The organism is Actinomadura napierensis (genome assembly GCF_039529375.1).
Lineage (GTDB): Bacteria > Actinomycetota > Actinomycetes > Streptosporangiales > Streptosporangiaceae > Spirillospora > Spirillospora napierensis.
Genome location: NZ_BAAAMR010000069.1, coordinates 36,553 through 48,057 on the forward strand (window position 1 = coordinate 36,553; position 11,505 = coordinate 48,057).

The 11,505-nt window shown below is 70.9% G+C and carries 8 protein-coding genes; 2 read left to right on the forward strand and 6 right to left on the reverse strand.

Translation table 11 applies throughout. From position 1 onward, the window contains the following. Window positions 1-105 precede the first annotated feature (105 nt). Window positions 106-1,134, forward strand: a complete 1,029-nt coding sequence (locus ABD296_RS31895; RefSeq protein WP_344275644.1) for a M4 family metallopeptidase — start codon at window positions 106-108, stop codon at window positions 1,132-1,134. 71 nt (window positions 1,135-1,205) lie between these two features. Then, a complete protein-coding gene (locus ABD296_RS31900; RefSeq protein WP_344275647.1) occupies window positions 1,206-1,460 on the forward strand; it encodes a protealysin inhibitor emfourin in 255 nt (84 codons plus the stop codon). Between the two features lie 93 nt (window positions 1,461-1,553). Here ABD296_RS31900 and ABD296_RS31905 read toward each other — a convergent pair whose 3' ends face one another. The 6 genes from ABD296_RS31905 to ABD296_RS31930 form a co-directional block, all read right to left on the reverse strand. Beyond that, window positions 1,554-5,156 carry a discoidin domain-containing protein gene (locus ABD296_RS31905; RefSeq protein ID WP_344275649.1) on the reverse strand — a complete coding sequence of 1,201 codons (3,603 nt, stop codon included), beginning with the start codon at window positions 5,154-5,156 and terminating at the stop codon, window positions 1,554-1,556. Window positions 5,157-5,253: 97 nt separating this feature from the next. After that, entirely contained in the window at window positions 5,254-6,798 is a 1,545-nt protein-coding gene (locus ABD296_RS31910; protein WP_344275652.1) for a glycoside hydrolase family 13 protein, read from the reverse strand. 51 nt (window positions 6,799-6,849) lie between these two features. Further along, on the reverse strand, window positions 6,850-7,728 hold the full coding sequence (locus ABD296_RS31915; protein WP_344275655.1) for a carbohydrate ABC transporter permease: 879 nt from the start codon (window positions 7,726-7,728) through the stop codon (window positions 6,850-6,852). A gap of 3 nt (window positions 7,729-7,731) precedes the next feature. Beyond that, window positions 7,732-8,661 carry a carbohydrate ABC transporter permease gene (locus ABD296_RS31920; RefSeq protein WP_344275658.1) on the reverse strand — a complete coding sequence of 310 codons (930 nt, stop codon included), beginning with the start codon at window positions 8,659-8,661 and terminating at the stop codon, window positions 7,732-7,734. Window positions 8,662-8,731: 70 nt separating this feature from the next. Beyond that, a complete protein-coding gene (locus tag ABD296_RS31925) occupies window positions 8,732-10,096 on the reverse strand; it encodes an extracellular solute-binding protein (RefSeq protein WP_344275661.1) in 1,365 nt (454 codons plus the stop codon). Between the two features lie 196 nt (window positions 10,097-10,292). After that, window positions 10,293-11,309 (reverse strand): LacI family DNA-binding transcriptional regulator, encoded by a 1,017-nt coding sequence (locus ABD296_RS31930; protein WP_344275664.1) that lies wholly within the window; start codon window positions 11,307-11,309, stop codon window positions 10,293-10,295. Window positions 11,310-11,505 lie beyond the last annotated feature (196 nt).

Consider the following 11,505-nt stretch of genomic DNA (forward strand, 5'->3'; position numbering starts at 1 on the left):
CCGCACCGCGCGTCCCGGATCCGGTCACGCTTCGTGACCGGTTTCGGCCGTGCGGTGACGGCGAAAGATATGGCCGCCGCCACGGCGACCTGGCAGCGTTGGGGCATGAGATGCCACATCGTGCCGCCGCACATGCTGGAACGCATCGCACGGGACGCCACCGACCCCGCGATGCGCGACCGGGCCCGCCGTACGCTGGCCCTCACCTCCGCCCACGCCACCGAACGCCGGCTCGCCTCCCCCTCCGCCCCCGCCCCGTCCGCCGCCACCGCCCCGAACCGGATGATCGCCGACGCCGGGCACAAGGAGGAACTCCCCGGCACGACCGTCCGCGCCGAGGGCGCCGCCGCCACCGGCGACACCTCCTGCGACCAGGCCTACGACTGGCTGGGCGCCACCTTCGCCTTCTACCAGACCGCCTACGGGCGCGACTCGATCGACGGCGCCGGCCTGAAGATGATCTCGACGATCCACTACGGCGAGCGGTACGACAACGCCTTCTGGAACGGCGAGCAGATGGTGTACGGCGACGGGGACGGGACGATCTTCACCGACTTCACCGGCCCGCTCGACGTCACCGGCCACGAGCTGACGCACGGCGTCACGCAGTACACCGCCAACCTCGACTACTCGGGCCAGTCCGGGGCGCTCAACGAGTCGGTCTCCGACGTGTTCGGCTCGCTGATCAAGCAGATGCACCTCGGCCAGACCGCCGACCAGGCCGACTGGCTCATCGGCCAGGGCCTGCTCGCGTCCGGCGTGCACGGCGTCGCGCTGCGCTCGATGAAGGAGCCCGGCACCGCCTACGACGACCCGCAGCTCGGCAAGGACCCGCAGCCCGCCGACATGAGCGGCTACGTCCACACCTACGAGGACAACGGCGGCGTCCACATCAATTCGGGCATCCCGAACCGCGCCTTCTACCTCGCCGCCACCGCGATCGGCGGGAACGCCTGGGAGAAGGCCGGGCGCGTCTGGTACGAGACCCTCACCGGAGGGTCGCTGGCGAGCGCCGTCGACTTCGCGGGCTTCGCCGCCGCGACCGTCCAGACCGCAACCGGCCTCTACGGCGCCGACGCCGCCGAGACCACCGCGGTGAGCAACGCCTGGAAAGGGGTAGGCGTCACACAGTGAGGCAGGCCGAAGCGACGGCGCGGCCGGGGGGACCGTGCGAGACGGTGACAGTGCGGGACGGTGACGGTGCGGTGAAGGTGACAGTCGTCCGCAGCGGAGGGTTCGCCGGGATCCGGCGGCGGGGCGAGGCCGACAGTGCGACCGATCCGATGCTGGCGCGGCTGGTCGGCCGGGTCGACCTGGCGGCGGTGCCGCCGCCCGGCCGGATCCCCGACCAGTTCGTGTACGACATCGACATCGACGGCCGGCACGCCACGGTCGGCGAGGCCCAGCTGAACGGCCCGCTCCGCGAGCTCGTCCACCACGTCCTCGGCCGCGCCCGGTGACCCCGCACCCTGCCCCCGGCCTCGCCGCCGGGGGCGGGGCGGGCACGCGGGAACGCGGGTGCCTCCCAACACCCGCGCTCCCGGTCCCCCGGGTCAGGGGTTCCTGGTGATGGTGAACGTGGTCGTGGTGTTGCGGATGTCCTCGGCGTTGTCGTGCAGGGTCAGGTGGTTGAAGGTGGCCGAGCCGACCGCCGGGCCCTGACCGGGTTCGGGCATCTCGTTGACCCAGATCCCGAATCCGGACTTGGCGTCGAACTCGTCACCGCTCTTGCGGGCGCCGGAGACGGTGACGTCCGTGAGGACCGTGTCGGCGATCGGCTTGAGCGGCTGCCCTCCGGAGTACTTGGTCTGGAACATGATTCCCGAGTAGGTCGGGTCGACGATGTCGACGTCGTTGATGCGGATGCCCTGGAAGGGGAACTCCCCCGAGTACAGCCAGAGGGCGGGGAAGGTCTGGTTGCCCCAGAAGTGGCCGCCGGCCCGTATCAGCGAGATGTTCTCGAAGGTCGTCTGCGGGGTCGACTCGAAGCCGAGGGCCGGAATGCCGCCGAACTGCAGCGTCCCGACCGTGATTCCGGAGTAGACGAGCGTGTCGGCGATGTGGATGTTGCGGAAGGCGTTGCCGCCGCCTCCGTAGACCGCGAGTCCTGCGGCGCGCCAGGTCAGCAGTGAAGTGAGGTCCTCGAAGACGTTGCCGGTCTCCTGCTCGTTGTGGTTGTCGGTGGCGGGGAACAGCGCGAAGCTGTCGTCGCCGGTGGTGCGGGTCTCGACGTTCGTGACGTGGTTTCCGGAGCTGCCGTTGGTGAGGTTGATGCCGTCCGCCCACGTGTCGCGGATCCGCGAGTTCTCGATCGTGGAATGGTCGACGTTCGTCCCCCAGAAAAGGCAGACGACGTGCTCGGCCCAGACGTCGTCGATCGTCATGTCGCTGACGTTCGAGAAGTCGAACACCTTTCCCGGGCCGTCGATGCGGGACGTGTAGTTGCCGAAGAACCCGAATCCGGAGAACGTCGAGCCGTCGGCGGTCGCGTCCGCGCGGAATCCGGCGTCGGTGTTCTGCTGGTTCGGCGGGGTGCGGAAGCGGGTGAACCACGGGCCCGCTCCGACGACCTTGACGGCCTTTCCGTAGACCTGGAACTTCTGCGCGGTGTCGTAGGTGCCCGGCGGCAGGTAGACGCCGACGAGGGACGAGTCCTGCCGTACCTTGTCCAGGGCGTTCTGGACGTCCTGGTGGGTGAATCCGGCGGGCTCGGCGTACTTGCCCGGGTCGGGGTTCGGCTTGGCCGCGGCCAGCTCGGTGTTGACGAAGTCGATGGCGTAGGTGGTGGTGTTGGCGGCGTCCTTCTGCAGCTTGATCTTGCTGCCGGCCGGGAGCGTCCGGCCGAGCATCAGGTTCGCCTCGTCGTAGATGTGGCGGGGCGGCCCGGCACCGGGCGAGTCGCTTGGGCTCGCCTCGTTCCCGTACACCCAGGTGTACCGGGACGTGAGGTCGATGGTCTTGAGGAACGTCCCGTCGACGTAGATGTCGAGCGTGGAGTCGATGCCGCCGCCGCCCGCGGCGTCCGGGATGGAGTACCGGGTCACGAGGGTGTTGGTGGGCGCCTTGGTGGTGAACTCGACGCTGCTTCCGGTGGAGTTCAGCGTCACCGCGCGGCGGCCGGACGCCTCACCGGCGAGGTCGCCGATCTTGCGGTTGGGGCCGGTGATGGCGGCGCCGCCGCCGAGCACGCCGTCCTCGGCCTCGTACGTGTCGAACGGCAGGTGCGCGCCGCGCCCGACGAAGAGGGCCTGCGCGGAGGTGTTGTTCTCGCGCTTGACCGGCACCTCGTTGGCGTCGTCCTCGATCGCGGTCCTGATCGTGTACCGGCCGTTCGCCGCCGCCCAGGTGCCGAGGTCGACGGGCGCGCCTGCGGCGCCGGGCGCGAGCGAGCCGCTGAAGGAGCCGGTGAGCGTCTTCACCGCCGTGTCGCCGTCCAGGATCGTCAGCGTGATGCCGTGGGAGCCGCCTGCGGTGGCCTGGGTGCCGGCGTTGCGCAACGTCGCCGAGAACCTGACGGCGTCGCCGGCCTGCGGGTTGCCCGGGCTCCAGGTGACGGCCTGCGCCACCAGGTCGGAGCTCAACACCGGCGCGATCTTCAGCGTGGTGCTCGCGGTGTTGTTGGTCTCGTTCAGCTCGACCTCGTCGTCGGCGGCGTCGGCCGTGGCGGCGATCGTGTAGCCGCCGGCGTCGTGCGTCCCGATCGAGGCGGACACGGTGGTGGACGCGCCGGCCGCCAGCTCTCCGACCTGCGCGGACGCGGCCTCGGTTCCACCGACCAGGAAGTCGAGCGAGCTCGGGCCGGCGGTGCCCGTCCCGATGTTCTTCACGGTCGCGTGGAGCGTGACGTCGTTGGTCTCATCCGGGGCGGCGGGGTCCCAGGACAGGTTCGTGACGGTCAGGTCCGGGGCGGGCGCCGGGGTGCCGATGACCTGGAACTCGGCGGCCTGGCCGCCCGGCGCGCCGGAGTTGGCGGTGAACGCCAGCCGTACCTCGGCGGCCGTCGCGGTGACCGGGATCGTCACGGTGTTCCCGGTGGCGGGGTCGAAGGCGTATTTCGCGGACGGCTTGATGGTGCTGAACGAGCCCGTGTGGCCGCCGCGTCCGAGCACCTCGATCGTCTGGGTGCGGGCGGCCCAGGCCGCATCGGGGTTCAGCTTCACCACGACGAAGGTAAGGTCGGCCTTCGCGCCGAGGTCGACGGTGAGCGTCGCCGGGTAGGCGCCGGAGCCTGACTCCCAGTACGTGGCGACGTCGTTGTCGTTGGCGTTGCCCTCAGCGAACGAGTAGGCGTGCGAGGACGCGGTGATCGGCTTGCCCGCGGCGAGGTTGGTGCCGCCGCCCTGGCCCTGCCGGGTCACCACGTTGCTGTCGGGCGAGACATTGCCCGCCGCGTCCCGCGCCCGCACGAAGTAGGAGACGGTCGCCGTCGCCGGCTGGTCGTCGGTGTAGGTGAGGACGTTCCCGGCGACGCTCGCGCGCTTCTCGCCGTTGGCGTAGACGTCGTATCCCGTGACGCCGACGGCGTCGGACGCGGCACTCCAGGTCAGCTTGATCTTCCCGGCGGACGGCTCGGTGTACGCCAGCCCGGACGGCGCGGTCGGCGGGGTCTGGTCGCCGGTGGAGGGCCCGTAGATCTCCAGTTCCGACAGCTGCCCGGCGGGCCAGCCGGTGTTGGCGGTGATGCGGACGCGCAGGTAGCGGGTGAGCTTGGCGGCGTAGGTCAGCGTCACCGTGTTGTTCGCGGCGGGGTCGAAGGTCCGCCCGGCGGAGCCGGCGAGATCGGTGTAGGCCGTCCCGTCCGTGCTGCCCTGCACGGAGAGCGTCTGGGTGCGGGCGCCCCAGTTGGCGGCCGGGAGCTTCAGGACGACCTTGTTCGTGTCGACGGACGCGCCGAGGTCGACCTGGATCCACTGCGGAAAGGCGTTGTTGGCGCTCTCCCAGTAGCTGGCCGGGTCGCCGTCGTTGACGTTGGCGGGGGTGTACCGGCCGTTGGAACTGCTGGCGGACACGGTCTTGCCCGCCGCCAGGTTCGTCTCGGCCGCGGCGGCGGGCGGGGGCGGGGGGGGGGGCGCCGCCGCCGGGCCCGTGAGCACGGCGGCGGCCAGCACGGTGGCCAGGGCGGCCGCCACCAGCGTGCGGAGGGACTTCTGTCTCATCGCGGTTCTGCTCCCTGTTCGGTGAATGCGGGGGTGGGACACCTGCCTGGGAGGAGCGGCAGAAGTTCGCGGGGCGGACCGGCGCGTCCGCGACGGCTCAGCGCAGCCAGACGGCGGTGTCGGGCGGCAGCAGGCCGTCCGGCAGCGGCCCGCTCGCCAGCAGCACCTCGCCGGTGACCGGCACCGGCTCGGCGCCGAGGTTGACCGTGCAGGTCAGCCCGGAGTCGCGGGTGAAGGAGAGGACGGCGTCCGAGGACGGGAGCCAGGTGAGGGCGCCGTCGCCCAGGTGTTCGCGGCGCAGTTCCAGGGCCTTCCGGTAGAGGTTGAGCATCGAGCCGGGGTCGGGTTCCTGCGCCTCGACGGTCAGGTCCTTCCAGTCGGCGGGTTGCGGCAGCCAGGGGTCGCCGCCGAACCCGAACGGCGGCCGGCCGCCCGACCACGGCAGCGGGACGCGGCAGCCGTCGCGGCCGGGGTCGGTGTGGCCCGAGCGACTCCAGATCGGGTCCTGGCGCAGGTCGTCGGGGAGGTCCTCGACCTCGGGGAGGCCGAGCTCCTCGCCCTGGTAGATGTAGACGGCGCCGGGCAGTGCCATCGCCAGCAGCGCCGCCGCCCGTGCCCGGCGAACCCCGAGGGCCCGGTCGGTGGGCGCGCCGTGCCGGCGGTCCTGCAGGTCGAACGAGGTGTCGGCGCGGCCGTAGCGGGTGACGGGCCGGACGACGTCGTGGTTCGACAGCACCCAGGTCGGGGACGCGCCGAGCGGGACGTGCGTGGCGAGCGTCGTGTCGATCACCTCGCGCAGCGCGCGCGGCTCGAACGCGCAGTTCAGGAAGTCGAAGTTGAACGCGGTGTGCATCTCGTCGGGGCGCAGGTAGCGGGCGAAGCGCTCCTGGTCGGGCAGCCACACCTCGCCGACCAGCATCCGGCCCGGGTACTCGTCGGTGACCTTCCGCCAGCCCCGGTAGATGTCGTGGACGCCGTCGCGGTCGGTGTAGGGGTCGCCGCCGTCCGGTTCGGCGTCGGGGTCCTTGACCAGCAGCGCCGCCGAGTCGATGCGGATGCCGTCCACGCCGCGCTCGTACCAGAACCGCAGCACGTCGTGGAACTCCTGGACGACGTCGGGGCTGTTCCAGTTCCAGTCCGGCTGCTCGGGGGCGAACAGGTGCAGGTACCACTCGCCGTCCGGGACGCGGGTCCAGGCGGGCCCGCCGAAGATCGACTGCCAGTCGTTGGGCGGCCCGTCGCCGCGTCCGGGGCGGAACCAGAAGCGCTCCCGTGCGGGCGAGCCCGGCCCGGCGGCCAGCGCCTCCTGGAACCAGGCCGCCCGGTCGGAGGCGTGGTTGGGCACCACGTCCAGGATGATCCGCAGCCCCGCGCCGTGCGCCGCGCCGATGAACGCCTCGGCCTCGGCGAGCGTCCCGAACACCGCCTCGACGTCGCGGTAGTCGGCGACGTCGTAGCCGCCGTCCGCCATCGGGGACGGGTACCACGGATTGAGCCACAGCGCGTCGACGCCGAGCCCGGCGAGGTAGGGCAGCCGGTCGCGCAGGCCGGCGAGGTCGCCGACGCCGTCGCCGTTCCCGTCGGCGAAGCTGCGCGGGTACACCTGGTAGATCACCGCGCCACGCCACCATGCTTCGGGCATGCGAACACTCCTTGATCGTTAAAAGAGGGGACCGTCAAGACAGGGACGGGGTCAGCCCTTCAGGCCGCCCGCCGTGAGACCGGCCATGATGTGCCGCTGGAAGACGAAGAAGACGACGATGGTGGGCACGCTGGCGATCACCAGCGAGCCGATCAGCACGTTCTGCGGCACCTGCACCGCCAGCGACGAGATCGCCACGCTGATCGTCTTGCGGTGCGAGTCGGGCAGCACCAGCAGCGGCCAGACGAAGTCGCGCCACACGTTCACGATCGTGAAGATCGACACGACGCCGAGGATGGGCCGCGAGACCGGCAGGACCACCGACCACAGGATCCGCGCGGGTGAGGCGCCGTCCACCTCGGCGGCCTGGAGCAGCTCGGTGGGGATCGAGTCGAAGAACCGCTTGAGCAGGAAGATGTTGAAGGCGTTCGCGGCGGCCGGCAGCCAGATCGCCCACGGCGTGTTCAGCAGGTTGAGGTGGAGGAGCGGCAGGTCCTTCACGGTGAGGTAGGCGGGCAGCAGGATCACCATCGGCGGGACCATCAGCGTCGCCAGCATCAGCCCGAGCACCGCCCGGCCGAACATCGGCCGCAGCTTCGACAGCGCGTACGCGGCGGTGACGTCCACGCCCATCGTGAACAGCCAGGCCCCGACCGCGTAGACCAGCGTGTTGCGCAGGTACAGGCCGAGGTCGAGCTGCCGCCATGCCTCCCGGTAGCCGGACAGGTCGAGGTGGTGCGGGAACACGTCCGGCGGGACGTCGGCGAGCTCGTCCGGCGACTTCATCGCGCCGGTGACCATCCAGTACAGCGGGAACACGAACACGAACGTGAAGACGACGACGATCGAGACGAGGGTCGTCCAGTAGACCGCCTTGCCGCGCCGGGTGCCGAGCGTGTGCGGCGAGACCAGGGTGCGCGTCTCCGCCATCGGTTACCTCGCCTCCTCGCGCGAGACGCGCAGGTAGATGGCGGAGAACACCATCAGGACGAGCATCAGCATCAGGCCGAGCGCGCCGCCGCCGCCGAAATTGGTGAAGTTGAACGCGTACTGGTACATCAGGTAGGCCACGGTGACGGTCGAGCCCTCGGGGCCGCCGCCGGTCAGCAGGTACGGCTCGATGAACACCTGCATCGTCGCGATGATCTGCAGCAGCAGCATCACCAGCAGGATGAGCCGGGTCTGCGGGATGGTGATGTGGCGGATCCGGCGGAACAGCCCGGCCCCGTCCAGCTCCGCCGCCTCGTACAGCTCGCCGGGGATGGTCTGCAGCGCGGCCAGGTAGATCAGCGTCCCGCTGCCGAGGTTCATCCACGTCGACACGATCACCAGCGAGACCAGCGCGGTGCTCGTCGAGTCGAGCCAGCTCAGCCCCGGCAGGTGCACGGCGTGCAGCATCTGGTTGAACAGCCCCGGCCCGGGGTCGTAGAACCACTTGAACAGCAGCACCGCGACGGCGGGCGGCAGCATCACCGGCAGGTACACCACGAACCGCAGGTAGGCGCGGGCGTGCTTCAGCTCGTTCAGGACGATGGCGATGGCGAACGGGACGACGTACCCGACGACCAGCGCGAGCAGCGTGAACTCCGCCGTGTTGACCCACGCGTCCACGAACCCGGGGTCGGCGAGCACGGTGCGGAAGTTGTCGAGCCCGACCCAGCGGGCCTCCCCGACGAAGTTGGTCTTCTGGAAGCTGAGCAGCACCTCGCGGACGATCGGGTACCAGGAGAAGAACGCGAAGCAGATCAGCGCCCCGCACAGGAACCCGTACGCGGTCAGGTTGCGCTTCACGGCGCGCCGGGCGCGGGTGGGGTGCCGCCGCGCGTGCGCGGCGGGGCGGACGAGCGTCCGCGCTGTGGTCATCGGTGCCTCCGGGCGTTGGGCGGCGGGTCCGGGGCGCCGGCGCGGCGGGCCGGCGCCCCGGGGGCGGGCGTCAGCTCCCCGACCGCGCCAGCGCGGCGTCGGCCTTCTTCTGCGCGTCCGCGAGCAGCTGGTCGATGTTCGCGTCACGCCTGGTCAGCACGGCCTGGACGACCGAGTCGAGAATCGTGTAGAGCTGCTGGGCCTGCGGCGGCTCCAGCTTCCCGGGGACCTTGGCGTAGGCGTCCTCGTACGGCTTGAAGTTCGCGACGGGCAGGTTCGCGGAGTCCGCGCGCAGCTGCCGGTCCTTCTCCCCCATCGCGTTCTGGCCGAACAGCTTCGGCTGCGGGATGCCGACGGGACGGCCGTCCTTGGCGGCCCGCGCGTAGTTCAGCTGGCCCTGGCCGGGGGTGAGCATGGCGTAGTCCAGCCACATCAACCCGGCCTTGATCTTCTCCGGGGACGCCTTCGGGCTGAACAGGTAGCCGTCGCCGCCCATCAGCGTGCCGGTGGAGCCGGGGATCGGCGCCATGCCGTAGTCCTCGTACCGGCCCTTGAACTGGTCGACCAGCGCGGTCGCGTTGTCGGGGGCGCCGAGGTACATGCCGAGCTTGCCGGCGGCCATCATCCGCTGCACGTCGGCGTCGACGAGCAGCTGCTTGCTGCCCATCGAGTCGTCGGTCCAGCGCATGTCCTTGAGGTTCTGCAGGACGGCCCTGCCCTGCGGGCCGTTGAACGCCGACTTCTTGCCGTCGGCGGTCACCATGTCGCCGCCCTGGCTGTAGACGGAGGTGGTGAAGTGCCAGCCGCCCTGGTTCTTGGCGCTGAACTCGGCGTAGCCGACGGTGCCGTCACCGAGGGCGCTGATCTTCTTGGCGGCCTCGCGGACCTCCGCCCAGGTCGTGGGCGGCCGGTCGGGGTCGAGGCCCGCCTTCTTGAACAGCGGACGGCTGTAGAACAAGCCCATCGAATAGTTCTGCCGGGGCAGGCCGTAGACCTTGCCGCCGTCCTTGAAGACCTTCTCGACCGCCGGGTCGACGCTCGGGTACTGCTTGGACTGGCCGACGTAGGGGGTGATGTCGGCCGCCTGGCCGTTGGCGATGACGCCGCGCACGTCGGTGAAGTAGACGTAGTAGACGTCCTCCATCTGCCCGCCCGCCAGCTTCGCCTGGAAGGTGTTCGGGTCGATGCAGGGGAAGGCGTCCTTGCCGTCGATCGTGATGTTCGGGTGCAGCTTCTCGAACGCGGCGACGTCCTCGAGCCACTCCCTGCGCTGCGCGGCCTGGCTCTTGGCCGGCATGCAGCCGACCGTGATCGACACCTTCGTGCCGGCGTCCAGGGGCGCGGTGTCCTTGCCACCGGAGCCGTCCCCGCCGCAGCCGGCGACGGTGGCGCCGAGGGCCGCGGCGAGCGCGGTGGCGAGAATCCGGGATCTCATGGGGGTTCCCTCCTGGGCCGTTGGGTCGGCCGATTGCGAGGAACATACAGAGACCAACATCACAGTGCAATAGCTGAATGAATATTCGCAAGAAGGCGACAACATGGCCCGGACCTCGACGTAAGCCGGTGCCGCACGACGAAAGCCGCCCTGCATGAGGGCGGCTTTCGGACGGTCCGGTACGGGGTGTGCGGCGTCAGCCGCGCGGGTTCCGGTGCGGTGCCGTGGACGCGCGGACGACCAGCTCCGGCTCGTAGAGCAGCTCCTCAGCGGCGACCGGGCCGCCCTCCACCTGGCTCACCAGCAGCGCCACGGCGGCGCGGCCGATCGCCTCGATCGGCTGCCGGACGGTGGTGAGCGGCGGATTCACGCAGTTCATGAACGCCGAGTCGTCGTAACCGACGACGGAGACGTCGTCCGGAACCGCCATCCCGAGCCGCCGCACCGCGCGGATGACGCCGAGGGCGAGCGGGTCGCTGGCGCAGATCACGCCGGTCACGCCGTCGCGGATCAGCCGTCCGGTGACGGCCTGGCCGCCCTCCAGCGAGAACATGCTCCGCCGCACCCGCGCGCCGGGCAGTTCCAGGCCGGCGCGCTCGGCGGCGGCGCGGACGGCGGCGAGCTTGCGGCTGGACGGCACGTGGTCCTCGGGGCCGAGGACCACGCCGATGCGCTCGTGCCCGAGCGACACCAGGTGCGCGAACGCCTGCTCGGCGGCGACGGCGTCGTCGGTGGACACCTGCGGGAAGTTGAGCTTCTCGCTGGCCGCGTTGACCAGCACCACGGGCAGCCGCACGTCCAGCAGCCGGTGGTAGTGCCCGTGCGGGGCGTCCGCCTCGGCGTACAGCCCGCCCGCGAAGATCACTCCGGACGCCTGCTGCTGCAGCAGCATCTCCACGTAGTCGGCCTCCGACAGGCCGCCCGGCGTCAGGGTGCACAGCACCGGCGTGAAGCCGCGCTGCGCGAGCGCGCCGCCGACGACCTCGGCCAGCGCGGGGAAGATCGGGTTGCCGAGCTCCGGCAGCACCAGCCCGACCAGCCGGGCCCGCTCGCCGCGCAACTGCGTCGGGCGCTCGTAGCCCAGCACGTCCAGGGCCGTCAGCACGGCGGCGCGGGTCGCGTCGGAGACGCCCGGCTTGTCGTTCAGCACGCGGCTGACGGTGGCCTCGCTGACCCCGACCTTCTTGGCCACCTCAGCCAGTCGACGTGTCATACCGCAACTATACGACGCAATTCTGCAAACTGCTTGCGTTCCTTGCATCCATCGAAGCGGCCGAACGCGGGAGCCGGCTGAACACAGGAACGGAGGGCCAGACCTCAGCCACAGGCCACGGGCAGGCACGCGGAGCGAGCGCAGCGAGCGGAGCGGGCCTGCCCGCCGGGCCGGGGGGGCGGTGCTCGGGCGCCGC

What these genes read in the sequence shown, in the direction of transcription:
- ABD296_RS31895 (WP_344275644.1), top strand. Translation starts at nt 106, where the DNA reads ATGAGATGCCACATCGTGCCGCCGCACATGCTGGAACGCATCGCACGG.
- ABD296_RS31905 (WP_344275649.1), bottom strand. Translation starts at nt 5,156, where the DNA reads ATGAGACAGAAGTCCCTCCGCACGCTGGTGGCGGCCGCCCTGGCCACC.
- ABD296_RS31910 (WP_344275652.1), bottom strand. Translation starts at nt 6,798, where the DNA reads ATGCCCGAAGCATGGTGGCGTGGCGCGGTGATCTACCAGGTGTACCCG.
- ABD296_RS31915 (WP_344275655.1), bottom strand. Translation starts at nt 7,728, where the DNA reads ATGGCGGAGACGCGCACCCTGGTCTCGCCGCACACGCTCGGCACCCGG.
- ABD296_RS31920 (WP_344275658.1), bottom strand. Translation starts at nt 8,661, where the DNA reads ATGACCACAGCGCGGACGCTCGTCCGCCCCGCCGCGCACGCGCGGCGG.
- ABD296_RS31925 (WP_344275661.1), bottom strand. Translation starts at nt 10,096, where the DNA reads ATGAGATCCCGGATTCTCGCCACCGCGCTCGCCGCGGCCCTCGGCGCC.
- ABD296_RS31930 (WP_344275664.1), bottom strand. Translation starts at nt 11,309, where the DNA reads ATGACACGTCGACTGGCTGAGGTGGCCAAGAAGGTCGGGGTCAGCGAG.